Below are 26,154 nucleotides of genomic sequence, written 5' to 3' on the forward strand. Positions count from 1 at the left end.
CGGTTCGGCGCCGGCCGGGCCGGCGCCGAGGGTCGTCGCGGCGGCACCGGCGCACAGGGTCAGCGCGACGGCGCAGGCCGCCGCGACCGCTGCTGGGCGGTTGTTGCGGGTAGCGGGCACGGCAGAGCCTTCCTGTCACATGAATAACATTTGCCACTCTAGTCACTCCAGTAACAAATGAGAAGCCTTCTCGGGCGGCCGGATCGCCCCGCGCTCTGCGGGAACGGTGCGGACCGGGCCGGAGCGGGCACGATGCCCGCGACGCCCCGCCCCGGTGTGACCGCCGTTACTTCGAGACGGTCCGCTATGCCGTTTTCCTCAGCTGGCCCGTGGGGACACCGCCGGTACGCGCGGTTGGGGACGGATAGCCGACGCCGTGTGGACGAGACGGGCGGAGAGGAGCAATGTGGAGCGCCGGGGGTGGCTCGCGGCGGTCGCCGCGCGGCCGCGGCCGAGAAGGCCACCCGAGATGGAAGGCGATTCATGGAACTGGGTATTCACTTCCCGATATTCGAGATCGACGGCGGGACCGCCGCGATAGCACCCGAGCTCGCGCGCGTGGGGCAGGCCGCCGAGGCGGCCGGGGCGACGTGGCTGTCGCTGATGGACCACTACTTCCAGATCGAGCCGACCGGGCTGCCGGCGGAGGCGAACATGCTCGAGGGGTACACGACGCTGGGCTTCCTGGCGGCGCACACCTCGACGCTCGACCTGGGACTGCTGGTGACCGGCGTGACCTACCGGCACCCGGGGCTGCTGGCGAAGATCGTCTCCACACTGGACGTGCTGTCCGGTGGGCGGGCCGTGCTGGGGCTGGGCGCGGCGTGGTTCGAGCGCGAGCACCACGGCCTCGGTGTCCCGTATCCGGCCCTCAAGGAGCGGTTCGAGCGGCTCGAGGAGGCACTGCAGATCAACCTGCAGATGTTCGACCAGGACCACGACGGACCCTACGAGGGGAAGCACTACACGCTGGCGGAGACCCTGTGCCACCCCGCGCCGCTGCGGCGGCCGCCGGTGATGATCGGCGGCGGGGGAGAGAAGAAGACCCTGCGACTGGTCGCGCAGTACGGCGACCGGTGCAACCTGTTCGCGGTCAGCCCCGAGTTCGTGGCGCAGAAGCTCGACGTCCTGCGCGGCCACTGCGACGCGGTGGGCCGCGACTTCCACGACATCGAGGTCACGATCCTGGCGCAGGGCCTGCAGCCGGACGCCCTGGACGAGTTCGTGAAGGCGATGGCCGACTACGCCGCGATCGGGGTGCACCAGAGCATCGTGCGCGCGCCCGCCGGCACGCCGTCGGCCTGGATCGACGCCATCGCGCCGGTGGTGCCCAGGCTGGCCGAGTTGGGCTGACCCCGGGCTATGTCGCGGCGGCGGCGCGGGTCGGCGTGCGCACCGCCGCCTGTGGCACCCCGAGTCCCGCACGCATCCCACGCGGGTCCGGCGGTGTAGGTGCCGTTGGTCCCGGTGGTGATGTCGCGGAGGTAGGCGTCGGGGGCGCCGGGCTTCGCGCCCGCGTACAGGGCCGGGTGCAGCGGGCCCACGGGCTCGCCGCCCAGCTGGCTCAGGCGTGCGACGAGCCCCGCCCACAGCGGCGCGACCGCCGACGTGCCGCCCATCACCAGGCGCTGCCCGACCTTTGATCATCACCCACGACGAGAACGGCGGCTGCTACGACCACGTCAGCCCACCGTGGGGCGCCACGCCGCCGGACGACAGCAGCGGCGAGTTCGGGTTCGACTTCGCCCGGTCCGGCCCGCGGGTGCCGACGGTGCCGGCGTCGCCGTTGATCCAGGCGGGCACCGTGTTACCGCGTATCCGACGGCGCGACTCTGTTCGACCACTGCTCGATTCTCGCGACGATCGAGCACCGCTCGAACATCAGCCCGCTGACCAGGCGCGACGCGGCCGCGGAGGACATCGACGCTGAACTCACGTCGTATCCGACGCGGGCCGGAGGTCGAGTTCGGCCACGCGCCCGCGTAGGTCGGTCAGGGCTGCTGTGGCATGGACCGAGAACGGTTCGTCGCCGCCCGCCTCCATCCAGCGCTCGACGGCGATTCGGAAGGCGAGCACCCCCACTTCGGCCCCCAGTCGGGCCGTCAGCTCGTCCACTCCCTGTTCGCGCAGTGCGGTACCGATCGACCTCACGATCCGGGCGTGCTTGAGCAGTCCCCGTTCCTGGACCTCGGTGTTCGCCGCGACCACCAGCACGCGCTGGGCGACCTTGGCCCGCTGCTGCGAGGTCATCGCCGCCTCCGCCGCCGTGAGTGCCGCCTGCAGGTACTCGGCGAGCGCGGCATCCGGAGAGGAGGCGCGGATCGCGTCGGCGAACAGTCCGGCCAGCACGTCTTCACCGCCGAACAGGACCTCCCGCTTATCGGCGAAGTGCCGGAAGAACGTGGCGCGGTTCAAACCTGCCCGATCGGCGATCTGAGCGACGGTCGTCTCCTCATACCCGTTCTCCACGAACAACTCCAGTGCCGCGGTCTCCAGGCGCTCACGCGCGTCCGGTGCCCATCTACTCACCTGCACAGCCTAGGCGAGGCGACCGGATCGCATCACTCGGTCGGGTATGCGACTCAGTCGCATTGTTGGTGATAGTGTTGATGCGATCGGATCGCATCAGACTTCCGGTCGCGGCGTGCGCCGCGGATCGTCATCACTCGAAGCGTGACCAAGGAGAATCCCCATGCGCATCTTCGTCACCGGCGCCGCCGGCTGGATCGGCTCGGCCGTCGTGCCCGAACTCATCGGTGCCGGCCACCACGTCGTCGGACTGGCGCGCTCGGACGCGTCCGCCGAAGCCGTCGCCGGGATGGGGGCCGAGGTGCTGCGCGGCGACCTGAACGAGGCCGACATCCTGCGCGCCGGCGCCGCGGGCAGCGACGGCGTCATCCACCTGGCCTACGAGCACGGTCTCGGCCAGATCGGCGGGGCGAAGGCCGACGCCGAAGCGGTCGAGACCTTCGCGACCGCCCTCGCCGGGTCCGGCAAGCCCCTACTGATCTCCGGGGCGACCCTGACCAGGCCCGGCCGGCTCGTGACCGAACGGGACGAGCTCGTCGCCGTCGGACCGATCGCGGCCCGTATCACCAACATGCAGGCCGCCCTCGCGGCCGCATTGCGCGACGTACGGGTGGCCCTGGTCATGCTGCCGCGCTCGGTGCACGGCGTGGGGGAACGTCACGGCTTCATCCCGCAGCTGATCGCCATGGCTCGGGCGAAGGGCGTCTGCGGCTACATCGGCGACGGGACCAGCCGCTGGCCCGCCGTCCACGTCGCGGACGCCGCGTCCCTCTACCGGTCGGCTGTCGAGAAGGCGCCTGCCGGCGCAGTGCTCAACGCCGTCGGCGAGGAAGGCGTCACTACCCGCGATATCGCCGAAGCCATCGGCAGGCACCTGAACCTGCCCGCCCGATCCGTCCCGGCGGCGGACTTCGGCGTTCCGTTGGGCCCGCTACTCGGCACCGACATGCCTGCCTCCAGCGCGATCACCCGAGAACTACTGGGTTGGACGCCCACCCGTCCCGGCCTCATCGCGGACATCGACCAGGGCCACTACTTCACCTGACTGCTTCTCCAGGCCGGCCCGGACGCGGTTAGTTCTTGTGCAGGGCGGCGTTCAGCTCGACGGCCTCGGTCTTCCACGGCACCACCTCGACGGCGCCGGTGACGGAGTTGCGGCGGAACAGCAGGTTGGACTTCCCGGCCAGCTCGCGGGCCTTCACCCGGGTGCCGTCCGGGCCGGTCACCTTGGTGCCGGCCGTCAGGTAGAGCCCCGCTTCGAGCACGCAGTCGTCGCCGAGCGGGATACCGAGGCCGGAGTTGGCGCCGAGCAGGCAGCGCTCGCCGAGCGCGATGATCTCCTTGCCGCCGCCCGACAGGGTGCCCATGGTGGAGGCACCGCCGCCCACATCGGAGTGATCGCCCACCACGACGCCCGCGGAGATCCGGCCCTCGACCATCGCGGTGCCCAGCGTGCCGGCGTTGAAGTTCACGAAGCCCTCGTGCATCACCGTCGTCCCCTCGGCGAGGTGCGCGCCGAGGCGCACCCGGTCGGCGTCGCCGATCCGCACGCCCGACGGGACCACGTAGTCGACCATCCGCGGGAACTTGTCGACGGAGTACACGGTGACCGGTCCGCGGGTGCGGAGCGCGGCACGTACGGACTCGAATCCGGCGACGGCGCATGGGCCGTGGTTGGTCCACACGACGTTCGCGAGCAGGCCGAACTGACCCTCGAGGCTGAGGCCGTGGGGCGCGACGAGGCGATGCGACAACAGATGCAGCCGCAGGTAGACGTCGTGTGCATCAACGGGCGCCGCGCTCAGGTCGGCGATCACCGTCGCCACGACCTGGGTCTCGACCCTCCGCAGCTCGTCCCGCCCGGCCAGCGCCGCGAGCTCCGCGGGCGCGCCGTCGCCGTCCAGGACGACGGTCTCGGGGACGCCGCCGCCGTCGGTCAGCTCCGGTGCCGGGAACCAGGTGTCGAGGACGGTCCCGTCCTCGGCGATGGTGGCCAGGCCTACTGCACGTGCTCCCTGATTCGTCACCCCGCAAGGTTACTAAAGGCGGCAGGCGGGTGAGGTGTCCGCCGATCAGGGTGCCCCCGAACCGAGGAGGGGGAGGATATGGGCGCCAGCGTCGTGGGCCGCGTGCAGGGTGCGGCGGCCGAGGTCACCACCATGGAGCTGTTCTTCGACCTGGTCTACGTGGTCGCGGTCAGTCAGCTGGCCGGGTTCGTCTTCGAGCACCTCACCGGCCGGGGCGCGATCGAGGCCCTGGTGCTGTTCGGCGGCGTGTGGTGGGTGTGGAACCACACCACCTGGGCCACCGATTTCATCGACCCCGACCGGTTGCCCGTCCGCGTGCTGATGGTGGTGCTGATGCTGCTGTCACTCGTGATGGCAGACGGGATCGCGGGCGCGTTCGGCGAGCGTGGGCCGCAGTTCGCGATCACGCTGGCCGCGATGCAGGTGCTGCGGCCGCTGTTCGTCGTGGTGACGATGCGCGGGGAGCGCATCGCCCGTAACTACCTGCACCTGGGACTGTGGTCGACGGTGGCGCCGGCCCTCTGGGTGGGCGGAGCGTTCTGCGAGCCGCGCGCTCGGCTCGCCGTGTGGATCGTGGCGTTGGTCGTGGATATCGCTGCGCCGCTGACGAATACGTGGGTTTCGGGCCTGGGCGCGATCGCGATGCGCGAGGGGGAGCTCGCGCCCGTCCATCTGGTGGAGCGCAACCGGCTGATCGTGATCATCGCGCTCGGCGAGTCGGTGCTCTCGATCGGCCGCGAGTTCCTGGAGGCGGAGTCGTCGGTGGGGTCGTACGTGCTGCTGGTCGTGGCGTTCGCGACGACGGTGTCCTACTGGTGGCTGTATTTCGCGCGGCACGCGGACAGCGCCGAATGCAGCCTGGAGGAGGCGTCCGATCCGACTGCGCCGGCCCGCGGCGGGTACGCATACGCGCATGCCGCGCTGATCGCCGGGATCATCGAGACCGCCGTCGGCGCCGAGATCCTGATGGGGCATCCGCATCAGCACACCGGCTCGGCGCAGGCGATCGTGCTGTCCGACGGGCCCGTGTTGTTCTTCGTCGGGATCGGGGTGTTCGTGGCGTCGACCGCGGGGGTCGGCCGGGTGGAGGCGGCCATCGCCGCGGGCGCCTGCGTCGCGTTCGTGGTGTTCGGCGTGATCGCCGTGTCGCTCCGGTCGCCCGTGCAGGACCTGGCCGTGGGCTGCGCGGCGGTGCTGTCGGTCACCGTCGGGCTGGCGGCGTGGCACGAGCGCGCGGCTCTCAGATAAGGCGTTGATAGAACATGTATTTGTATTATCAGGACAATCTCAGACAATGACCTTCGTCACTAGGTAATGTGAAAGCAAAGCCGATGGGGGAGGTGGAACCGGATGACCGTCATGGACAAGGAGATTGGAGCGGATTCGGATTCCTCCGCGGGCTTCCTCGACGCGTTGTCGGCTGTCGAATGGAGCTTCGATTCTCTACTGGCGGCTGATCCGACGGTGCTGTCGGTGCCGGAGTTGACGGACGCGTTGGATCGGGTCGAAGTGCTGGCGCGGCGCCTGCCTGCGGTGCAGGTGGTTCTCGACGGTGCCTGCCAGGAGGCCGGGGTGGCGGGGGAGCATGGGTTCCCGAGCCTGAAGCTGCTGTTGCAGCGGCGAATGCGGCTGTCGGGCGGTGAGGCGGCGGCACGGGTGCGCGGCGTCCGCAATCGTGGGGTGCGGCCGCAGCCGTCGGGTGCGGTCTGCCCGCCGCGGTTCCCGATCATCGCGGAGGCGCAACGCCGGGGTGTGGTGTCGGCGCGGCAGGTCACGGTGATCGAGAAGCTCCTCGACAAGGCCGACCGCGCGGGGCTCACGGCGGACTCGATGTCGCTGGTGGAGGACCTGATGGTCGACGCCGCGCTGGACGACGACCCGGATGCGCTGAACAACGCATTCGAGTACGCGATGTCGCTGGTGGATCCGGACGGAACGGAGCCGGACGAGAAGCAGGCGCGGAGGAATCGATCGCTGGATCTGGGGCGGCAGCGGTCGGATGACCTGACCGCGGAGATCGGCGGTGTGCTGACGGCGGACGCGCACGAGATGCTGCAGGTGGTCTTCGCGAAATGGGCGCGCCCGGGTATCGGGAACCCCGACGATCCAGACAGCCCCCTGGATGCGGAGGGCGTCGACGAGGCGGTGCTGGCCGCAGCGGCCGAGCGTGACACCCGATCCGCGGGCCAGCGGCGCCACGACGCGTTGGTCCGCGCCCTGCGGGTAGCGCTCGAATCGGGTGCGACGGGCCGGTTGCGGGGGCTGCCGGGGCTCCCGATCGTGACCTTGACGGTCGAGCAGGTGCAGGCCGCACTCGGCGCGGAGCTGGATCCCACCGGAGCCCCGGTGCTGGGCACCGCATCGACGGCGACGGGCGGGCGGCTGCCGGTGTCGGTCGCAATGCGCCTCCTGGCGGAGCATCCCGGGTATGCGGTGCTGCTGGACGGGAACTCGCGGCCGTTGTGGCTGGGACGCACGCGCAGATTGGCGTCACCGGATCAGCGGATCGCGTTGATCGCGGCGGATCGCGGGTGCACGGCGCCGGGTTGCGACTCGGCGCCTGCGTACTGCCAGACCCACCATATGCAGCCGTGGGCGGAGGGCGGACACACCGATATCGAGAACCTGACCCTGGTGTGTTCCGCCGACCACGGCACCGCCGTGCCTGCTTCAGCGGCGGGGCGGGATGGATCCGATGTGTCCGCTGCGCGGGCGGTTCCGGGCGGAACCGGGGCGCCCGCCGCCGGATCCGGCGGGCGCACGGGCGGATCGGCCGCGCCGGCGGGTGGGATCGGAGAGGCTCGCGGACATGTGACGGCGCCGGTCCCGGCGGGGGAGGCGTATGCGGGGCGCGCCGGTTGGATGTTCACCGGCGATCTCGAAGGGCAGCAGCGGGTCAACCACCGGCACCACCCGGATGAGCTGTACCGGGAGGCGCTCGCCCGTTGGCTGCGACGCCGCGATGCGCTGCTCGCCGAGTATCGGGCGTGCCGCCCCGACCCCCGTCGGCCGCGGGACGGGTGAGCCGGGCGCCGGGAGGGGTGAGGCGGGCGCCGGGAGGGGTGAGGCGGGCGCCGGGAGGGGTGAGGCGGGCGCCGGGAGGGGTGAGGCGGGCGCCGGGGATGGGCGGTCACCCCGTGAGGTCGGTCTGCGAGCGTCGGGCCTCGAATAGTCTGGCGGGGTGACCCTGAACCTCGCCGCCGACCCGATCGCGCTCACCGCCGCCCTGGTCGACATCCCCAGTGTGAGCCGCGACGAGGCGGCGATCGCCGGCGCCGTCGAGGCGGCGTTGCGCGCGCAGACGACCGGCTTCGAGGTGCTTCGGCACGGCAACTGCGTCCTGGCCCGCACGGATCGCGGTCTGCCGCAGCGGGTGCTGCTGGCCGGGCACCTCGACACCGTCCCCATCGCGGACAATGTGCCGTCGCGGCGTGAGACCAGGGCGAGCGCAGCGACGGGGGATGAGACCAGGGCGAGCGCAGCGACGGGGGATGAGACCAGGGCGAGCGCAGCGACGGGGGACGTGGAGGAGGTGCTGTACGGCTGCGGCACCGTTGACATGAAGTCCGGCGACGCCGTGTTCCTCCACCTCGCCGCGACGTTGGCCGAGCCCGCCTACGACCTGACGTTGATCTTCTACGACTGCGAGGAGATCGAGGCGCGGTTCAACGGGCTCGGGGCGATCGAGCGGGAGCTGCCCGAGTGGCTCGCGGCCGACGTCGCGATCCTCGGCGAGCCGTCCGGCGGGCTCATCGAGGCGGGCTGCCAGGGGACGCTGCGGGTGCGGGTCACCGCGGGCGGTACGCGCGCCCACAGCGCACGATCCTGGCTGGGGGACAACGCGATCCACCGGCTCGGCAAGGTGCTCGCGGTGCTCGCCGCATACCGGGCGCGCACCGTCGACATCGACGGCTGCGAGTATCGGGAGGGCCTGTCGGCGGTGCGGGTCGAGGGGGGCGTCGCCGGCAACGTCGTGCCCGACGAGGCGTTCGTCGACGTCAACTTCCGGTTCGCGCCCGACCGCAGCGTCGATCAGGCCCTGCAGCACGTGCGCGAGACCCTGGCGCCGGTGTTCGACGGTGACCCGCTGCTGAGCCTCGAACTCACCGACTCCGTCGCCGGTGCGCTGCCCGGCCTGGCAGCGCCGGCCGCAGCCCGGCTGGTCGACGCCGCGGGCGGACGGTTCCGCGCCAAGTACGGCTGGACCGACGTCTCCAGGTTCGCCGCGCGCGGCATCCCGGCCGTGAACTACGGCCCCGGCGACCCGAACCTCGCGCACAAGCGCGACGAGCACGTCCCCGTCGCCCAGATCACCGAGGTAACCGACACCCTGCGCCGATTCCTGTCCGCCGAACCGGCGTAGCCGGGGTATAGCGCGCCCGCGCGCCTCGGCGGGTGCCGGTCAGTAGGCTGATGCGCCATGACCGGACCGAACCCCAGCCCCCAGCAGCCGTCCCGCGGAGTCCGGCGGCGCTACCGCGGCCCCGTCCGCCTCCAGGGCGACCGGTTCTACGAGAACTCGACCACCGACCAGCGGCTGCTCGAGAACAGCGACGACGGTGGCGACTGGCTGCACAAGGACCCGTGGCGGGTGCTGCGGATCCAGGCGGAGTTCGTCGAGGGCTTCGGTGCGCTGGCCGAGCTGGAGGAGGCCGTCACCGTCTTCGGGTCGGCCCGCCTGAAACCCGACTCCGCCGAGTACGCCCAGGGTGTCGCGCTCGGCCGTGCCCTCGCGGAGGCGGGGTACGCCGTGATCACGGGCGGCGGCCCGGGTGCGATGGAGGCCGCCAACCGCGGTGCGAAGGAGGCCGGCGGGCTGTCCGTGGGGCTGGGCATCGAGTTGCCGTTCGAGCAGGGCCTCAACGATTGGGTGGACCTCGGCATCGAGTTCCGCTACTTCTTCGTCCGCAAGACGATGTTCGTCAAGTACGCCCAGGCCTTCGTGTGCCTGCCGGGCGGCTTCGGCACGCTGGACGAGCTGTTCGAGGCGCTCACGCTGGTGCAGACCAACAAGGTGACCCGGTTCCCGATCATCCTGTTCGGCTCGACCTACTGGTCCGGGCTGATGGACTGGATCCGCGGGACGCTGGTCGACCGCGGGACGATCTCGCCTGAGGACGTGGAGCTGCTGCACGTCACGGACGACGTCGCCGAGGTGATCGAGGTGATCACCCGCTCGAGCGAGGAGCTGCTGCACCCGCGGCACCTCACCGCGGAGCCGCAGTGACCGCCGGGGCACGTGAGCGGCCGGGGGCGCGGACGGTGGCGGTCTTCTGTGCGTCGGGACCCGTGCCCGACGAGTACCTCGACCTCGCCGAGCGGATGGGCGCCGCGATCGCCGCGGCCGGCATGACGTTGGTCTCGGGCGGCGGACGCGTGTCGATGATGGGTGCGGTCGCACGTGGCGCGCGGGCCGGCGGCGCGCACACCCTGGGGGTGATCCCGAGGGCCCTCGTCGACCGCGAGGTGGCCGACACCGACGCCGACGAGCTGGTGGTCACCGACACCATGCGCGAGCGGAAGCAGATCATGGACGACGCTGCCGACGCGTTCATCGTGTTGCCCGGCGGGGTGGGCACCCTCGAGGAGTTCTTCGAGGCGTGGACCGCCGGATACATCGGGATGCACGCCAAGCCGGTCGTGCTGCTCGACCACGAGGGGTTCTACGCGCCGCTGCTGGACTGGCTGGGCGAGCTGCACGCCCGCGGCTTCGTCTCGGCCCGCGCATTGGGCGCGCTGCACCGGGTGACGACGGTGCCGGAGGCCGTCGCCGCGTGCGCCGAGGCTGACCCTACCGCCGGGTAGGATCGACGCCGTCCGTCGCGTATACGGTGGATGCGAAACAGCACGAGAGGTGAGGCCACGACCGTGAGCGACACTCGCACCTTCGGGGTGATGGATCTGGCGGTGGGGGCCACGAGGCTGATCCCCGACCTCCCGCTCCTGCTCAAAGAGGGCCCGGCGATCCTGACCCGGCGCCCCACCAGCCGGCAGAGCATCGGCAAGGTCTTCCAGGACCGCGCGGCGCGGCACCCCGAGCGGGACTTCCTGCGTTTCCAGGGCGAGGGGATCCGGTACGGCGAGGCGAACGCCACCGTCAACACCTACGCGCGGGTGCTCGCCCAGCGCGGCGTGAAGACGGGCGATGTGGTCGGCGTCGTCATGCACAACCACCCCGACACGGTGCTGGTGATGCTCGCCATCGTGAAGCTGGGTGCCGTCGCAGGCCTGGTCAACTACAACCAGCGCGGCACGGTCCTCGGGCACAGCCTGAAGATCCTCGACACCGGCACGATCGTCACCGACGACGAGGATCTCGAGGCGTTCGACTCCCTCGACCCGGCCGACACGCCCGCCGACGGGGTGGTGCTGACGGCGCGCGAACTCGCGGACCGGGCGCGCGAGCTGCGGGCCCAGGACCCGTCGGCCACCGTCGACCCCGAGGTCACGGCGACCTTGCCGGCGAGCACCAGGGCGTTCTACGTGTTCACCTCGGGCACCACGGGCCTGCCCAAGGCGTCGATCATGACGCACTACCGGTGGCTGAAGGGCATGTCGGGCTTCGGTGCCACCGGCGTGCGCATGCGCTCAGACGACGTCATGTACTGCGCGCTGCCGCTGTACCACAACAACGCCGCGCTGGTCGCGCTAGGATCGGTGCTGGTCAGCGGCGCCACGCTGGCGATCGGCCGCAAGTTCTCGGCGTCGCGGTTCTGGGACGAGGCCGCGCAGAACTCGGCCACCATGTTCATCTACATCGGCGAGATCTGCCGATACCTCCTCAACCAGCCGCCCAAGCCCACCGATCGCTCGAACACGATCCGGGCGATCACCGGCAACGGCATGCGGCCCGAGATCTGGCAGGAGTTCACGCGGCGCTTCGGGATCGACCGGGTGGTGGAGTTCTACGCCGCCAGCGAGACCAACATCGCGTTCCTGAACGTCTTCAACTTCGAGGGCACCGTGGGACTGTGCCCGCTGCCGCACGCCGTGGTCGCCTACGACGTCGACACGGGCGGCCCGCTGCGCGACAGCGCCGGCCGGCTCCGCCGCGTGAAGAAGGGCGAGAACGGCCTGCTGCTCACCAAGATCACCAAGGGTGCCCCCTTCGACGGCTACACCGACGGTGACGCCAACGAGAAGAAGCTGGTGCGGGGCGCCTTCGCAGACGGCGACGTGTGGTTCGACACCGGCGACGTGGTGTGCAATCAGGGCTGGTTCCACATCGCCTTCGTCGACCGCCTCGGCGACACCTTCCGGTGGAAGGGCGAGAACGTGGCCACCACCGAGGTCGAGAGCGTTCTGTGCGCATCGCCACAGGTGGAGGGCTCCATCGTGTACGGCGTCGCGATCCCGGGCGCAGACGGCAAGGCCGGCATGGCGGCCGTGCAGCTCGCCGGCGGCGAGCGGTTCGACGGTGCCGCGCTGGGCGCGCAGGTGGCCGAGCACCTGCCGTCGTACGCGGTCCCGCTGTACGTGCGGCTGGTCGATTCGCTCGCGCACACCTCGACGTTCAAATCCCTCAAGGGCGACCTGCGCAAGCAGGGCTTCGCCGACAGCGGCGACGACCCGCTGTACGTCTACGTCGGTGGCACCGACGGCTACGTGGCGGCGTATCCCGAGTATCCCGCCGAGCTGGTCGCAGGCAAGGTGCCCACCGCGGTGAAGGCATAGCGAGGATGACGGCCGCCGGTCCGTCGCTGCGGCCCCGCCCCACGCTGTGCGGTCGTCCGGTCCCAACGGACCGGGCGCTCGTGATGGCCATCGTCAACCGCACCCCCGACTCGTTCTACGACCGCGGCTCGTACTTCTCCGGCGACGCCGCGCTGGCGCGTGTCGACGCCGCGGTGGCCGAGGGCGCAGACGTGATCGACGTCGGGGGCGTCAAGGCGGGGCCGGGGCAGGAGGTGGACGCCGAGGAGGAGATCCGCCGCACCGTCCCGTTCATCGCCGAGATCCGGCGGCGCCACCCCGGCCTGCTGATCAGCGTGGACACGTGGCGTGCGAGCGTCGCCGAGCAGGCCGTGGAGGCCGGTGCGGACCTGGTCAACGACACCTGGGCCGGCGCCGACCCGGACCTCGTGCGCGCGGCTGCGGCGACCGGCGCCGGCCTCGTCTGTTCGCACACCGGCGGCGCCCAGCCGCGCACGCGGCCGCACCGCGTGCGCTATCCCGACATCGTCGGGCAGGTGCGCGACCACCTCTCCCGGGCCGCCGACGGGGCGCTCGCGGCGGGTGTCCGGGCCGACGGAATCGTGATCGACCCCACCCACGATTTCGGAAAAAACACCCACCACGGGCTCGCACTGTTACGCGATGTGGACGTTCTTGTTAAGACCGGTTGGCCGGTGCTCATGGCGCTGAGCAACAAGGACTTCATAGGGGAGACTCTTGGTGTCGGCCTGGATGACAGGGTGGAAGGCACCCTCGCCGCGACGGCACTGGCGGCCCACGGGGGCGCCAGGCTGTTCCGGGTACACGAGGTGGCCGCAACGCGTCGGGTGGTGGAGATGGTGGCGTCGATCGACGGCCATCGACCACCGTCCCGCACGGTTAGGGGACTCGCATGAACTTCATGACCCGCACCTACGAACGACCGCAGTGGAACGTGGACGACCTGGTCGCCGCCAAGCGCGGGCGCACCGTGTCGGTGGTGCTGCCCGCGCTCAACGAGGAGGAGACGGTCGCCTCGGTCGTCGCGTCGATCCGCCCGCTACTGGGCACGCTGGTCGACGAGCTGATCGTCCTCGACTCGGGGTCGACCGACCGGACCATGGCGGAGGCCGCCCGCGCGGGCGCCACCGTCTTCACCCGCGAGGAGGCCGTGCCCGGGCTGCCCCCGGTTCCCGGTAAGGGCGAGGTGCTGTGGCGCGGCGTCGCGGCGTCGACCGGCGACCTGATCGCGTTCGTCGACTCCGACCTGATCGACCCCGACCCGATGTTCGTGCCCAAGCTGCTCGGCCCGCTGCTGCTGTGCGAGGGCGTACAGCTGTCCAAGGCGTTCTACCGCCGGCCGCTCAAGGTGGGTGGCACCGAGGACCCCGCCGGCGGCGGACGCGTGACCGAGCTGGTGGCCCGGCCGATGCTGGCCGCGCTGCGGCCCGAGCTGACAACGATCCTGCAGCCGTTGGGCGGCGAGTACGCGGGCACCCGAGAACTGCTGTCGTCGGTGCCGTTCGCGCCCGGCTACGGCGTCGAGATAGGGCTGCTGATCGACGCCTACGACCGCTACGGGGTGGCCGGGATCGCCCAGGTCAACCTGGGCGTCCGGACGCACCGCAACCGTCCGCTGCACGAGCTCGGCGTGATGAGCCGGCAGATCGTGGGCACCATGCTCGGCCGGTGCGGCATCGCCGACTCGGGCACCGGGATCACCCAGTACATGCTGGTCGAGGGGCAGTTCATGCCCGTCACGTCAGAGGTCTCGCTGGAGGACCGGCCGCCGGTGGACTCGTTGGTGCAGGTACGCAAGGCCAGCTGACCCCCGGCCGGACTGCCACGAACCGCCCCGGACGCCGATGCGCCCGGGGCGGCGTCGTGCTGGCACTATGGGTCGCATGGTGATCCTGCTGTACCTCGTCGGCATGGCGGTCGTGGTCGCGATCCTGTACGGCGTGGTCGTGGTCGTGTTCGGCCGCGGCGACGACACGCCGCCGCTGCCCGCCGACGCGACCCCCACAGTGCTGCCCGCCGCTGGCATCACGTCCGACGATGTGCGCGACCTGCGGTTCACCCAGGTGGTCCGCGGCTACAAGCCGGCCGAGGTCGACTGGGCGCTCGAACGCATGGCTCTGGAGATCGACGCCCTGCGTGCGCAGGTCGCGGTGGCGCGCGCCGAGGGGGAGGCCGAGCCGGTCTCCGACACCCCCGCTGGCGTTCGCGACGGTGCTGCGGGGCTCCCCGACGGCGCCGCGGCGGATGGTGGTCGGGCGTCCCACTGACCCCGCCGGGGCCGCGGCTCCCGCCCCACCGGGCCCACTCTCAACCTTCAGTCGAGGACACGACGTCGTTACGCAGGCCGCACGGGCTAGAATCGTAACGGCAGCCGACCAGCGCGGACCGTGAGGTGGGCGTGGTCGGGCGCGAATCTGAAGGGAGCAACGGATGGCGGCGATGAAGCCACGTACTGGGGACGGCCCCCTGGAGGCAACCAAGGAGGGGCGCGGCATCGTGATGCGAGTGCCGCTCGAGGGCGGTGGACGCCTCGTGGTGGAGCTCACCGCGGACGAAGCAGCCGCGCTCGGCGAGGAACTGCGTGGCGTCACGGCCTGACGTGACGATTCTTCCTACATCGTTACATCCCGCGCGAGTTCGCTCGCGCGGGATGTCTCGTTTCCGGGTGGGCCCGCGTGGTTGACTGCCCGGCCGGCCTCGCAGCCGTCACGTCTGCGCTCGCCTGCCCGCACTGCGGTTCCGCGCTCGAACTGGATACCGAGGACGGCGCCGCCGCTCTTCTGTGCGAAGCGGGCCACCCGTTCGACATCGCCCGCCAGGGCTACGTGAGCCTGCTCGGCGGGCGGGGCGCCACCGTCGTCGCCGACGACGCCGACATGATCGCCGCCCGCGCCCGCTTCCTCGCCACCGGGCACTACGACGCCTTTCTCGACGCGGTCGCCGCCGCGACGGCCGGGGCGGTCGACGGTGGCGGCGTGGTGCTCGACTGCGGCGCGGGGGAGGGGAGCTATCTGCTCCGCGCGTTGGACGCGGCGCCCGGCACCGTCGGCATCGGGCTGGACCTGTCCAAGCCGGCGGCGCGCCGGCTCGCGCGCCGCGATCCCCGGGTGGGCGCGGTGGTCGCCAACGGCTGGGACCGCCTGCCCGTAGCCGATGGCGCAGTCGCCGTCGTGCTGTCGGTGTTCGCGCCCCGCAACGCGACCGAGTTCGCGCGCGTGCTGGCGCCGGGCGGCGCGGTCGTCGTGCTGACGCCCACGGCGCGGCACCTGCGCGAGCTGGTCGGCCCGTTGGGCATGATCTCGGTGGAGGACGGCAAGGTGGCGCGGCTGGACGCGACACTGGGGCGCCACTTCGAGCTGGTCGATCGGCAGCGCCTGGACTGGATCATGGAGCTGGCAGCCGACGCCGTCGACGACTTGGTCGCGATGGGGCCCAGTGCCCACCACACCACGCCCGACGCGCGCCGCGCCGCGACGGCTCGGCTGATCGGGCCCGACGGGACGGTCGCCGTCACCGCGTCGGGTCAGGTGAGCGTTTTCCGCCGCGCCTGATCCGGCGCGACATCGCCCTGGGGTCGGCGGTGCGCTCGAAGTCGGGTTGTTGCAGAAGTCGTGTCGGGTTGCCAGGAGTCGGCGCACGGGCACGCAGTCGTCCGTCGGACCGCCGCGCCGTCATCGCCCGTCCCCTTCCAGCCCACGAAATGCCCTGCTCCCCATCGCGTGTCCCCTAACACATGGGCGCCGACAGCCCAGCGGGCACTCAGTGGGTCCGAGGTCACAGCGTGGGCAGGAACCTACGGCCCGCTCGGCGATATCCGCGTTCCTGTCCGGGATTGTCGGCATTCTGCAACGGCCCGATATCGACGCGTGAGCGGCGCACCACGCCGATTCTGTGGGGGCGCGCCGCTCACACGTCGATATCGGGCTCGCGGATCATCGGGGTGTTCCGCGGGTGCGAAGGGTTTCGGGCACGAGCGTCATCAGTGCGCACTGCGAGCGACGGCCCATGGCCACATGCGCCTCCCGCACCGGGAAGCCCGGGCCCGACCTACTTCAGCACCTGCCGGTAGACCTCCAGGGTCTGTTGCGCGATCGATTCCCAGGAGAACTCGTCCGTGGCGCGAATGCGACCCGCCTCACCGAATGCCTTGGCGCGCGCGGGATCCGAGCACAAGGCGTTGACGCCTGCCGCCAGGTCGGCCTCGAACGTGGCCGGGTCGGCCTCGTCGTAGTGCACCAGCGTGCCGGTCACGCCGTCGGCGACCACCTCGGGGATGCCACCCACGTCCGAGGCCACGACGGCGGTGGCGCACGCCATCGCCTCGAGGTTCACGATGCCGAGCGGCTCGTAGACCGAGGGACAGACGAACACCGCTGCGGCGGAGAGGATCTCTCGCACCTGCTCGGTCGGCAGCATGTCCTGCACCCAGAACACCCCGGTGCGCGACTGCGACAGGGCCGCCACCGCGGCCTCGGTCTCGGCGGCGATCTCGGGGGTGTCCGGCGCACCCGCGCACAGCACCAGCTGGATCTCGGGGGCAAACCTGTGCGCGGCCGCCACGAGGTGCTTCACGCCCTTCTGTCGCGTGATGCGGCCGACGAACGCCACGATCGGGCGGTCCGGGTCGACGCCCAGCCGGGTGAGCGGCGAGTCGGGGCCGAAGGTCGGCACCGGCCGCCACCGCTGGGTGTCGATGCCGTTGCGCACCACGTGCACTCGCGAGGGATCGAGCCGCGGGTAGCAGGCGAGGACGTCGTCGCCCATGCCGCGGCTCACCGCGATCACGGCGTCGGCGTTCTCCACCGCGTTCTTCTCGATCCAGGACGAGAGCCGGTATCCGCCGCCCAGCTGCTCGGCCTTCCACGGCCGGCGTGGTTCCAGGGAGTGTGCGGTGAGCACGTGCGGGATGCCGTACAACTCGGCGGCGACGTGGCCCGCGAGGCCCGTGTACCAGGTGTGGCTGTGCGCGACGTCGACGCCGGCGGCCGCGTCCGCCATCCGCAGGTCCGTCGAGAGCATCGACAGTGCCGTATTGGCATCGGCCAGTGCTGGATCCGGGGTCGACACGATCACGTCCGGCTCGTCGGGGCGGGGCACGCCCATGCAGTGCACGTCGACGGTGCACAGTGCGCGCAACCGCGCCACGAGTTCGGTCACGTGGACGCCGGCGCCCCCGTAGACCTCCGGCGGATATTCCCTTGTCATCATCGCCACACGCATGCGCATAACGCTAGGCGGTCGCGGGCAGGGCCGCAGGAATTGCGGCAAGGCGAGATGTCCAGAGCCGTTTCGGGTTAGCGTGGTCCACGTGAAGAGCCAGCCGCGAGTATTGGGGATGGTCCTGGCCGGTGGCGAGGGCAAGAGGTTGTATCCATTGACAGCAGACCGGGCGAAGCCCGCGGTGCCGTTCGGGGGGTCGTATCGACTGATCGACTTCGTACTGTCGAACCTGGTGAACGCCGGGTATCAGCGCCTGTGCGTGCTGACGCAGTACAAGTCGCACTCACTGGACCGGCACATCAGCCAGACCTGGCGGATGTTCGGGTTCCGGGGGGAGTACATCACGCCCGTGCCGGCGCAGCAGCGGCTCGGGAAGCGGTGGTACACGGGCAGCGCCGACGCGATCTTCCAGTCGATGAACCTGGTGTACGACGACGCACCCGATTACATCGTGGTCTTCGGCGCAGACCACGTGTACCGGATGGACCCGTCGCAGATGGTCGAGGCACACATCGCGTCGGGCGCGGGTGTCACGGTGGCGGGCATCCGGGTGCCGCGCGCCGAGGCGAGCGCTTTCGGCTGCATCGACGCCGATGACTCCGGTCGGATCACCCGGTTCCTGGAGAAGCCCGCCGAGCCGCCGGTCACCGCCGACGACCCCACGATGACATTCGCGTCGATGGGCAACTACGTGTTCTCGACCAAGACGCTGGTCGAGACGATCACCGCCGACGCGGAGAACCCCGATTCCGACCACGACATGGGCGGCGACATCATCCCGTCCCTGGTCGAACGTGGCGAGGCGGCGGTCTACGACTTCAAGGACAACGAGGTGCCGGGTGCGACGCCGCGCGACGCGGGGTACTGGCGCGACGTCGGCACCATCGATGCGTTCTACGAGGCGCACATGGACCTCGTCTCGGTGTACCCGATCTTCAACCTGTACAACCGCCAGTGGCCCATCCGCTGCGAGAACGAGAACCTGCCGCCCGCCAAGTTCGCCAAGGGCGGCCTCGCGCAGGAGTCGATGGTGGGCGCGGGCAGCATCGTGTCGGCGGCGACCGTTCGCAACTCGGTGATCGGTGCCAACGTGCACATCGGCGACGGCGCGACCGTCGAGGGCAGCGTGCTCATGCCGGGCGTGCGGATCGAGCCGGGCGCCGTTGTGCGGCACGCGATCCTGGACAAGAACGTCGCCGTGGCGCGCGGCGAGATCATCGGTGTCGACCTCGAACGCGAGCGGCAGCGGTTCAGCGTGTCCGCGGGCGGTGTCGTCACCGTCGGGAAGAACCTCCGGGTCGGCTGATCAGACGGTGACGGGGCGGGTCCGACGGTGTCGGGCCCGCCCCGTCGCGTCGCCGCTCAGTCGAGCTCCGACGGCTCGAAGTCCGTGCAGCCGTACAGGTTGCTACACCCGCAACCGGTCGAGCTCCCGCTCCGGGTCGACGAAGCGAGCCGGAGGGCACATCGTCAGATCCGGGCCAGTGCGGCGCGGACCTGATGCGCCACCGTCGTGCGTTCGGCGGACTCGGGCAGCGCGTCGACGGGCCACCAGCGCAGGTCGTTCGACTCCTCGCTGACCATCAGCTCCGGCAGCCCGGGCTCGCGGGTGAGGGCGAGGAATCGCAGGTCCAGGTGCCGCGTCGGCACGCCCAGCGAGCATCGGATCGGGTGCGTGTGCAGGGTCAGCAGATCCTCCGAGACCGCGATGTCGTCGAGCCCCGACTCCTCGCGGCCCTCCCGCAGGGCCGCGCCCGCCACCGTCGAATCCGTGTCCTCGCAGTGCCCACCCAGCTGCAGCCACTCGCCGACCCGTGGGTGGTGCGTGAGCACCACGTGCGTGCGGTCGGCGTTGAGCAGCACCACCGATGCGGTGATGTGGCCCGGCACGTTGGCCCGCGCGCACCCGTCCGGCTGCGCGTCCAGGAACGCCAGCATGGTGTGCCGAAGGGCGTCGTCGGAGTCGGTGCGGGCGTCGTAGCGCGCGAGGGCGTCGATGGCGGAGGCGTGCAGCGTGACGAAGGACATCCGGGCTACCTCTCGATCAGCATGTCGCCGGGGGCCAGCGGCGCGCGCGGCGAGGCCGGAGTGCGCGGGTAGCCGACGGCGACAGCGCCCGCCGGGCGATAGTCGGCGGGCAGGTCGAGCACGTCGCGCACCACGTCCGGTGCGAAGATCGTCGACCCGATCCAGCAGCTGCCGACGCCCCGCACCGCGAGCGCCACCAGCAGCGACTGCACAGCGGCCCCGACGGCCACCGTGAACATCGTCTCCTCGGCCGCGGTCCGCGCGGCGTCCGGGTACGAGTGGGCACCGTCGGGCACCATGAACGGCAGGATCAGCTCGGGGGCGTCGTACAGCAGGCCCCCGCGGGCCACCCGCCGCGCCACGGACTCGGGGGTACGGCCGTCACCCGTGAGATCGGCCTCCCACTGCGCGCGCATGGCGTCGAGCAGCGCGCGTCGGCGGGCGGCGTCGCGGACCCACACGAACCGCACCGGGTGTGTGTGATGCGGCGCGGGGGCGGTCAGCGCCTCGGCGACCGAGTCGGTGACCAGCTCCGCCGGCACCGGCTCCGCGGCGAACTCCCGTACCGAACGGCGCAGCAGCAGCGCCTGCCTGCGCGCCTCGTCGACCCCGAGGTGGAACAGATCATCCTCGCCCGGGCGGACCAGCCCGCGAGCGGTCGCCACCGGGTCACCCGGCTCAGGCCGCCGCACCGCGAAGCCGCGCACCACAGCCACGGGGGTCTGCCCGAGCTTGCCTTTGACCAGGTCCGCCGCGGCAGCCAGCTCGTCGGCGACGGCGATCTCCGTGACCACGAGGTCGTTGCCGTACGCGTCGGTCGCGCCGGCGTAGCCGTGCAGCACGGCCATCCCCGCGGCGCCGATCGCGGCGTCCGTCTGCCCGTTGCGCCACGCGCGGCCCATGGTGTCGGTGACCAGCACGGCCACGTCCACGCCCAGCCGCTCGGCCAGGCCGGCGCGCATGGCAGCGGCGCTGCCGTCCGGGTCCTCGGGTAGCAGGGCGACGGTGTCCGACGCGACGTTGGACGCATCCACCCCCGACGCGGCCTGCACGATCCCGAGCCGGTTCTCTGTGATCCACGTGCGCCCCCGCGTCGCCAACACGCGCACGGACTCCTCGGCGATCAGCCTGCGGCGCAGTGCGTCCCGCTGCTCGGGGTCCGACGGTGCCGGCAGCACGCGGCCCTCGGCCTTCGAGAAGATCTTGCTGGTGGCCACCACCACGTCACCGTCGGCGAGCCACGGCGCGGCCTCGGCGACGACTGCGGCGATATCGGTGCCCGCGGTGATCTCGCCGATGCCGGTCACGGGCAGGATCTCCAGCCGGGTCGCCGCGTGGTCCACCGGCGCGCAGCGGCCCGTCATGCCAGTCCCACCAGCGCCAGCCCCGCGTCGATCATCGCCGCGGTATGTGTCGGCGTGGTCATCAGGAGCGGCACAGCGGCCACCGGCAGCCCCTCGACGGCCACTGAAGCGTCCTCCTCGGCCACCAGCCAGCCGTCCAGCAGCCCGGTGCCGCTCCGGGGCCCGTAGTACTCGCCGACCGCCTGAGCGGACGTCTGGAGGCCGATCACCTCGAGGCAGCGGTCGGCCATCCCGCGCAGCGGCGCGCCGCCGATCACCGGCGACACGCCCACGACCTTCGCCGAGGTGGTGCGCAGCGCAGCGCGGATCCCACCGACGGACAGGATCGCGCCCACCGACACCACCGGGTTCGACGGTGCCAGGAACACGACGTCGGCCTCCGCGATCGCCTCGAGCACGCCAGGGCCGGCCTGGGCCCGCCCGGCGCCTGCGGCGTGGACACCGTCGGAGTCGCCCTGCCCGGTCCCGACCTGAACGAACCCGAACGTGGGCACATCGGCTCGATAGCGGACCCACCACTCCTCGAAGTGGATTGCGCGCTTGCGGAGTCCATCCCCCGTCGCTTCGCTCGCCCCGTCCCCTGCCGCCTCGTCGGAGATCACGACGTGCGTCTCGTGCCGGGTGTCGGAGGCGGGCAGCAGCCGCACGCCCGGCTGCCACCGGTTGCAGAGCGCGGCCGTGACGTCCGACAGGGGATAGCCGGAGGCGAGCATCTGCGTGCGGATCAGGTGCGTCGCGAGGTCGCGGTCGCCGAGGCCGAACCAGTCGGGGTCGGCGCCGTACGCGGCGAGTTCCTCCTTGGCGTGCCAGGTCTCGCCGGTACGCCCCCAGCCGCGCTCGAGGTCGATGCCGCCGCCGAGCGTGTACATGCAGGTGTCGAGGTCGGGGCAGATGCGAACGCCGTGCATCCAGGCGTCGTCGCCGACGTTCACGACTGCGGTCACCGAGTGCGGTCCCACGGTGTCGGCGTCGCGGGCGGGAAACGGGGTGGCGCCGAACCGTTCACGTGCGCCCTGCAGGAATCTGGCGCCGCCCACGCCTCCGACCAGAACAGTCACCTTCACCGCAACAGGCTAGCCGAGCGGCCGCGTCGGGAGAGACGGGTGATTCCCGGCGACCGGGCGGCAGGCGCGGGTGTGATGGGCGTTACACGTCCAGCTCGTGTCGAGGGTCGTTGTTCCCGTCGGCTGGTGGTATACGGGGGATTTGCCCTCCGGCTTGACCTGAAAGCTGTTCACGTGTGTAATCACAATCGTGTTATTCGCGATCTTGCGATCCGTGGACGACACATTCTCGATCATCCGACCGCCACACGACTGCACACGAACGAGGGAGGCAGGACGGTGATATCCGACGAGCATCGTGAACCGTTCGTACACTTCACCGATGGTGCAGGGCGCAGTGACACCCCGGAGACGCAGGGGCTGGATCGGCGCGCTCACCTGAGCTTGGTGGCCACCGGATTCGACGAGCTGTTCGACGCCGTCGAAGACGAGTGGCAGGACCGCGCGCTGTGCGCGCAGACGGATCCGGAGGCGTTCTTCCCCGAGAAGGGGGGCTCGACCCGCGAGGCGAAGCGCATCTGCCTCGGCTGCGAGGTCAGGTCCGAATGTCTCGAATACGCTCTCGCGAAGGATGAGCGCTTCGGTATCTGGGGAGGGCTGTCGGAGCGCGAGCGCCGGCGCCTCAAGCGCGGCATCATCTGACCTTGCGTCGCCGCCCGTGTAGGTAGCGTACGGACGCGACGAACTCGGTTGTAGTGCTTGAGGTTTCGTAGGCGAGGTCGCGCTCTGCCGGTGAGTCGCTCCGCCGGGCCACGACGGTATCGCCTACGATCCCACGGTCGGCGTCCTCCCGCTCGCCGGTACCTGCCCCTATCAGGGGTCGAATCCTCGGTAGGGAACGGGATCGGCGGCGGGGCATGTCGGAGCTCTTGCGAGGCGACGGTGCGACGGTGGCTCGGGTGGCCCGGACCTCGATGCCGCCCGTACCTTCCCGCGTCCCGACGTCCTCCCTAACCTTCGGTCTCCCGGTCTCCCGCCCCATCGGCGGTCGAACCTTTGGTCGGGAACGGGATTCCCACTGGGGGGACCGACGGACGGTGGGGATCGAGTGCGGGTCGACACCGCCGGCCTCGCGCCGGACCGGCTAGCGCTCCTCGGGCCCCTCGGTGAGGATCTCCTCGGTTACGCCGAGGTAGTCGGAGATCTGGCGGATCAGGACCTCCGTGACCAGCTCCATCAGGTCGGCGTCCGACTTCGCCCGCTTCAGCAGTGGGCGCCGGAACAGCACCAGCCGCGCGCGGGTGTGGTTGCCCCGCTTGTCGATGCCCGGTGGGATCAGGCGGGACAGGGGGATGGGGCCGTCGGCGACCACGTCGTCGGGCCAGACCGTCACGGTCTCGTCCTTCGGCAGGATGCCCGGCACGTCGTCGACGGCGATGTCCAGCTCCGTCAGGCGGGAGTGCCACATCGAGTCGATCTCGGCGTAGGCGTCCAGCACCACCTCGTCGAACTCGTCGGTGCGGCTGCGGTACGCGGGTACCGAGCGTGGGATCAGCGGCGCCCGCATCCCGCGGTCCCGTCGGTCGCGCATCGCGCGTCGCCTGTTGTCCATCACTCCTCGCCGTGTCGTTCGGAGCCACCAGTCTAGTTCCCCGGCGACCGGGGTCGGGCGCCGCGCGACAACCGTCGGTGTGTCCGATGCGGGAAACGCGGTGGCTGCAGGTTAATCTGCTTGGTGTGAATCCCGTCCGTCAGTGCTGCCGTCCCGGCTGTCGGAACCACGCTGTGGCCACGCTGACCTTCGACTATGGGGAATCCATCGCCGTTCTCGGCCCGCTCGCGACGTCCAGTGAGCCGCACTCGTGGGACCTCTGCGAATTCCACGCGAACCGCACGACAGCGCCGCGCGGCTGGGAGATGCTGCGCAACATCCCCGCGGTCAGCGCGCCCGCCGTCGGGGCCAACGCGCTCGACGACGACCTGACCGCGCTCGCCGACACCGTCCGCGAACGGGAGCGGCCCGCCGCCACCTCGTCGGGCGGTCTGCCCCGGATCCGGCCCGTCGGCCGCGACCGCCGGGCGTCGTTCTCGGATTCCGACCCCGCGGCGGTGTCGAACCCGGTCTCCGCGTCACCGTCTGCCTCCGGGCGCCACACCGATCCCCTGCCGGCGGCGAATCCGTTCGGTACGGGCCGGGTCGCGCCGCCGGCGGACCGTCCCGCGACCCCGACGCGGCAGGGGCCGAAGCACGCCGCCCCCACGCGGCGCGGGCACCTGCGGGTGCTGCCAGACCCCGTCGACTGAGCCCCTCCCGCCGCTGTCGGCCCGGACTGGCTATTGTTTGACGGCTGATGTGCGATAGCGGATCGAACAGGGAGGGCGGCGCGGTGCGATCACTGGAGTCGGTGCAGGCGGTCATCAAGGCATACGACGTGCGAGGACTCGTCGGTGAGCAGCTCGACGAGCCGTTCGTGCGCGATGTGGGTGCCGCCTTCGCGGCGCTGATGCGCGGCGAGGGCGCGATACGGGTCGTGATCGGCCACGACATGCGCGACTCCTCGCCGGCCCTGTCGGCCGCGTTCGCGGAGGGAGTGCAGGCCCAGGGGCTCGACGTGATCACGATCGGCCTCGCATCCACGGACGAGCTGTACTTCGCGTCCGGCATCCTCGAGTGCCCCGGCGCGATGTTCACGGCGTCGCACAACCCGGCCGCCTACAACGGCATCAAACTGTGCCGCGCGGGCGCCAAGCCCGTGGGGCAGGAGACCGGCCTGGCCCGCATCTCCCAGCAGGTCGCCGACGGGGTCCCGGCGTACGACGGCGCCCCCGGCGCCGTGAGCGAACGCGATGTCCTGCCCGAGTACGGCGAGTACCTGCGCGGCCTGGTCGATCTCTCCGGCACCCGGGCGCTGACTGTGGCCGTCGACGCGGGCAACGGCATGGGCGGCTACACCGTTCCGACGGTGCTGGGCGCGCTCGGCCAGCTGTCGATCCGCCCGCTGTTCTTCGAGCTCGACGGCAGCTTCCCGAACCACGAGGCCAACCCGCTCGATCCCAAGAACCTCGTCGACCTGCAGCGGTTCGTCGTCGAGCAGGGCGCCGACATCGGCCTCGCGTTCGACGGCGACGCCGACCGCTGCTTCGTCGTGGACGAGCGCGGCGAGCCCGTGTCACCGTCGGCGGTCACCGCGCTGGTGGCCGAGCGGGAGCTGAAGCGCAGCCCCGGCGCCACCGTGATCCACAACCTGATCACCTCGAAGGCCGTCCCCGAGATCATCCGCGAGAACGGCGGCACGCCCGTCCGGACCCGCGTCGGCCACTCCTTCATCAAGGCGACGATGGCCGAGACCGGCGCCGTGTTCGGCGGGGAGCACTCGGCGCACTACTACTTCCGCGACTTCTGGGGTGCCGACTCCGGGATGCTCGCCGCACTGCACGTCCTCGCCGCGCTCGGCGAGCAGGATCTGCCGCTGTCGCAGCTGATGGCGTGGTACGACAGGTACGCCGCGTCGGGCGAGATCAACTCGACCGTGGCGGACCAGACCGAGCGCACCGAGGCGGTCCTGGCCGACTTCGCCGTCGAGATCGCAGGCACCGACCGGCTCGACGGTGTGACGGTAGAGTTGGCGTCCGGCGCATGGTTCAACCTGCGTGCGTCGAACACCGAGCCGTTGCTGCGGCTCAACGTCGAAGCGGCGACGCCCGACGAGGTCGCGGCGCTCACGGGGCGGATCCTCGCGGTGGTGCGCGCCTGACCTCGGCGGGTGGCCGCGCACGGCCGTCGGTCGGGCGCGGGTAGCGGGCCCGGTGTGGGAGCGGGCAGGCGTACGCCCGGGCGTGGGCGATGGAGCAGACGGGAGGCCTGCAGGTGACCAGCGGATTGGTGGACTTCGACGATCCGGGCGGACTGATCGCCGCCGACCTCAGCGGTCACCTACGCTCCGCCGCGCTCGCGGGTGCGCAGGCGCGCGCGGTCGCGTCCATGGTCGACGAGGGTGTGCTGGCGTCGCTCGAGGACCTGGGCCCCCGGGCCGTCGTCGTCGTGTGCGGCGCCGGCCCCGCCGAGGCCGCCGCCGAATTCGTCGAGGCGCTGACGGCCGGTCGGCTCGACGTCCCCTTCGTCCGCACCACTCAGCTGCCGCCGTGGGTGGGCGCGCTGGACGTGGTCGTGGTGTGCGGGTTCGACGCCGGCGACCTCATCCTGGCGCAGGCCGTCGCCGTCGCGGCGCGGCGCGGCGCCACCGTCCTCGTCGCCGTCCCCTTGGAGGGGCCCGTCGGCGAGGCCGCCGCGACGGCGACGGCCTTGAC

General features: G+C 71.3%; 26 protein-coding genes and 1 pseudogene. 19 read left to right on the plus strand and 8 right to left on the minus strand.

Annotated elements, in window-relative coordinates; translation table 11 throughout:
- Nucleotides 1-483: 483 nt before the first annotated feature.
- Nucleotides 484-1,353, plus strand: coding sequence for an LLM class F420-dependent oxidoreductase (locus tag ABD908_RS18930; protein ID WP_344998829.1), 870 nt, complete (start codon nt 484-486; stop codon nt 1,351-1,353).
- Here ABD908_RS18930 and ABD908_RS18935 read toward each other — a convergent pair.
- Nucleotides 1,242-1,619 carry a hypothetical protein gene (locus tag ABD908_RS18935; protein ID WP_344998879.1) on the minus strand — a complete coding sequence of 126 codons (378 nt, stop codon included), beginning with the start codon at nt 1,617-1,619 and terminating at the stop codon, nt 1,242-1,244. The two genes, ABD908_RS18930 and ABD908_RS18935, sit on opposite strands and share 112 nt — an antisense overlap.
- Here ABD908_RS18935 and ABD908_RS18940 point away from each other — a divergent pair.
- On the plus strand, nt 1,571-1,930 hold the full coding sequence (locus tag ABD908_RS18940; protein ID WP_344998832.1) for an alkaline phosphatase family protein: 360 nt from the start codon (nt 1,571-1,573) through the stop codon (nt 1,928-1,930). The two genes, ABD908_RS18935 and ABD908_RS18940, sit on opposite strands and share 49 nt — an antisense overlap.
- A gap of 2 nt (nt 1,931-1,932) precedes the next feature.
- Here the strand turns inward: ABD908_RS18940 and ABD908_RS18945 are convergent, their stop codons facing one another.
- Entirely contained in the window at nt 1,933-2,529 is a 597-nt protein-coding gene (locus ABD908_RS18945; protein ID WP_344998834.1) for a TetR/AcrR family transcriptional regulator, read from the minus strand.
- A gap of 163 nt (nt 2,530-2,692) precedes the next feature.
- Between ABD908_RS18945 and ABD908_RS18950 the strand changes: the two genes are divergently transcribed.
- Nucleotides 2,693-3,574, plus strand: a complete 882-nt coding sequence (locus tag ABD908_RS18950) for an SDR family oxidoreductase (protein ID WP_344998836.1) — start codon at nt 2,693-2,695, stop codon at nt 3,572-3,574.
- Nucleotides 3,575-3,602: 28 nt separating this feature from the next.
- Here ABD908_RS18950 and dapD read toward each other — a convergent pair whose 3' ends face one another.
- Entirely contained in the window at nt 3,603-4,556 is a 954-nt protein-coding gene (dapD, locus tag ABD908_RS18955) for a 2,3,4,5-tetrahydropyridine-2,6-dicarboxylate N-succinyltransferase (RefSeq protein WP_344998838.1), read from the minus strand.
- Between the two features lie 78 nt (nt 4,557-4,634).
- Here dapD and ABD908_RS18960 point away from each other — a divergent pair, with 78 nt between their 5' ends.
- From ABD908_RS18960 to ABD908_RS19010, 11 genes are all read left to right on the plus strand, one after another.
- Nucleotides 4,635-5,804: a low temperature requirement protein A gene (locus ABD908_RS18960; RefSeq protein WP_344998840.1), complete on the plus strand. Its 1,170-nt coding sequence runs from the start codon at nt 4,635-4,637 to the stop codon at nt 5,802-5,804.
- Between the two features lie 102 nt (nt 5,805-5,906).
- Nucleotides 5,907-7,580: an HNH endonuclease signature motif containing protein gene (locus tag ABD908_RS18965; protein WP_344998842.1), complete on the plus strand. Its 1,674-nt coding sequence runs from the start codon at nt 5,907-5,909 to the stop codon at nt 7,578-7,580.
- Between the two features lie 157 nt (nt 7,581-7,737).
- Complete coding sequence (dapE, locus tag ABD908_RS18970) at nt 7,738-8,919, plus strand: succinyl-diaminopimelate desuccinylase (protein WP_344998844.1); 1,182 nt, start codon at nt 7,738-7,740, stop codon at nt 8,917-8,919.
- Nucleotides 8,920-8,976: 57 nt separating this feature from the next.
- On the plus strand, nt 8,977-9,783 hold the full coding sequence (locus tag ABD908_RS18975) for an LOG family protein (protein ID WP_344998846.1): 807 nt from the start codon (nt 8,977-8,979) through the stop codon (nt 9,781-9,783).
- The gene (locus ABD908_RS18980) at nt 9,780-10,361 is read left to right on the plus strand and encodes an LOG family protein (protein WP_344998848.1); all 582 of its coding nucleotides are present in this window, start codon (nt 9,780-9,782) and stop codon (nt 10,359-10,361) included. The genes ABD908_RS18975 and ABD908_RS18980 overlap by 4 nt, the downstream gene beginning before the upstream one ends.
- Nucleotides 10,362-10,424: 63 nt before the next feature.
- Nucleotides 10,425-12,230 (plus strand): long-chain-acyl-CoA synthetase, encoded by a 1,806-nt coding sequence (locus ABD908_RS18985; protein WP_385923747.1) that lies wholly within the window; start codon nt 10,425-10,427, stop codon nt 12,228-12,230.
- Nucleotides 12,231-12,235: 5 nt separating this feature from the next.
- Nucleotides 12,236-13,126 (plus strand): dihydropteroate synthase, encoded by an 891-nt coding sequence (folP, locus tag ABD908_RS18990; protein WP_344998852.1) that lies wholly within the window; start codon nt 12,236-12,238, stop codon nt 13,124-13,126.
- Nucleotides 13,123-14,037 carry a glucosyl-3-phosphoglycerate synthase gene (locus ABD908_RS18995; protein WP_344998854.1) on the plus strand — a complete coding sequence of 305 codons (915 nt, stop codon included), beginning with the start codon at nt 13,123-13,125 and terminating at the stop codon, nt 14,035-14,037. The genes folP and ABD908_RS18995 overlap by 4 nt, the downstream gene beginning before the upstream one ends.
- A gap of 76 nt (nt 14,038-14,113) precedes the next feature.
- A complete protein-coding gene (locus ABD908_RS19000) occupies nt 14,114-14,497 on the plus strand; it encodes a DivIVA domain-containing protein (RefSeq protein ID WP_344998856.1) in 384 nt (127 codons plus the stop codon).
- A gap of 163 nt (nt 14,498-14,660) precedes the next feature.
- Nucleotides 14,661-14,828: a DUF3117 domain-containing protein gene (locus tag ABD908_RS19005; protein ID WP_275482420.1), complete on the plus strand. Its 168-nt coding sequence runs from the start codon at nt 14,661-14,663 to the stop codon at nt 14,826-14,828.
- A 77-nt stretch (nt 14,829-14,905) separates the two neighbouring features.
- Complete coding sequence (locus ABD908_RS19010; RefSeq protein ID WP_344998859.1) at nt 14,906-15,781, plus strand: putative RNA methyltransferase; 876 nt, start codon at nt 14,906-14,908, stop codon at nt 15,779-15,781.
- A 496-nt stretch (nt 15,782-16,277) separates the two neighbouring features.
- Here the strand turns inward: ABD908_RS19010 and glgA are convergent, their stop codons facing one another.
- The gene (glgA, locus tag ABD908_RS19015) at nt 16,278-17,450 is read right to left on the minus strand and encodes a glycogen synthase (protein ID WP_344998861.1); all 1,173 of its coding nucleotides are present in this window, start codon (nt 17,448-17,450) and stop codon (nt 16,278-16,280) included.
- An 88-nt stretch (nt 17,451-17,538) separates the two neighbouring features.
- Here glgA and glgC point away from each other — a divergent pair, with 88 nt between their 5' ends.
- Nucleotides 17,539-18,756: a glucose-1-phosphate adenylyltransferase gene (gene glgC, locus ABD908_RS19020; protein WP_344998863.1), complete on the plus strand. Its 1,218-nt coding sequence runs from the start codon at nt 17,539-17,541 to the stop codon at nt 18,754-18,756.
- Between the two features lie 164 nt (nt 18,757-18,920).
- Here the strand turns inward: glgC and ABD908_RS19025 are convergent, their stop codons facing one another.
- The 3 genes from ABD908_RS19025 to cofD are packed head-to-tail and all read right to left on the minus strand — an operon-like array spanning nt 18,921 to nt 21,906.
- Nucleotides 18,921-19,478 carry an NUDIX hydrolase gene (locus ABD908_RS19025; protein ID WP_344998865.1) on the minus strand — a complete coding sequence of 186 codons (558 nt, stop codon included), beginning with the start codon at nt 19,476-19,478 and terminating at the stop codon, nt 18,921-18,923.
- 5 nt (nt 19,479-19,483) lie between these two features.
- Nucleotides 19,484-20,842, minus strand: coding sequence for a coenzyme F420-0:L-glutamate ligase (locus ABD908_RS19030; protein WP_344998867.1), 1,359 nt, complete (start codon nt 20,840-20,842; stop codon nt 19,484-19,486).
- A complete protein-coding gene (cofD, locus tag ABD908_RS19035; protein ID WP_344998869.1) occupies nt 20,839-21,906 on the minus strand; it encodes a 2-phospho-L-lactate transferase in 1,068 nt (355 codons plus the stop codon). Before cofD ends, ABD908_RS19030 begins: the two co-directional genes overlap by 4 nt.
- Nucleotides 21,907-22,284: 378 nt before the next feature.
- Here cofD and ABD908_RS19040 point away from each other — a divergent pair, with 378 nt between their 5' ends.
- On the plus strand, nt 22,285-22,548 hold the full coding sequence (locus tag ABD908_RS19040; protein WP_344998877.1) for a WhiB family transcriptional regulator: 264 nt from the start codon (nt 22,285-22,287) through the stop codon (nt 22,546-22,548).
- A gap of 442 nt (nt 22,549-22,990) precedes the next feature.
- Here ABD908_RS19040 and ABD908_RS19045 read toward each other — a convergent pair whose 3' ends face one another.
- Nucleotides 22,991-23,458, minus strand: coding sequence for a metallopeptidase family protein (locus ABD908_RS19045; RefSeq protein ID WP_344998871.1), 468 nt, complete (start codon nt 23,456-23,458; stop codon nt 22,991-22,993).
- A 125-nt stretch (nt 23,459-23,583) separates the two neighbouring features.
- Here ABD908_RS19045 and ABD908_RS19050 point away from each other — a divergent pair, with 125 nt between their 5' ends.
- The 3 genes and pseudogenes from ABD908_RS19050 to ABD908_RS19060 all read left to right on the plus strand — a co-directional run.
- A complete protein-coding gene (locus ABD908_RS19050) occupies nt 23,584-24,150 on the plus strand; it encodes a DUF3499 domain-containing protein (protein ID WP_385923760.1) in 567 nt (188 codons plus the stop codon).
- A 47-nt stretch (nt 24,151-24,197) separates the two neighbouring features.
- Nucleotides 24,198-25,601: a phosphomannomutase/phosphoglucomutase gene (locus tag ABD908_RS19055; RefSeq protein ID WP_344998875.1), complete on the plus strand. Its 1,404-nt coding sequence runs from the start codon at nt 24,198-24,200 to the stop codon at nt 25,599-25,601.
- 89 nt (nt 25,602-25,690) lie between these two features.
- Nucleotides 25,691-26,154: pseudogene (locus ABD908_RS19060) on the plus strand (TobH protein); the annotation flags it as partial.

Origin of the sequence: Tsukamurella soli, from assembly GCF_039541155.1 — a bacterium.
Classification (GTDB): domain Bacteria; phylum Actinomycetota; class Actinomycetes; order Mycobacteriales; family Mycobacteriaceae; genus Tsukamurella; species Tsukamurella soli.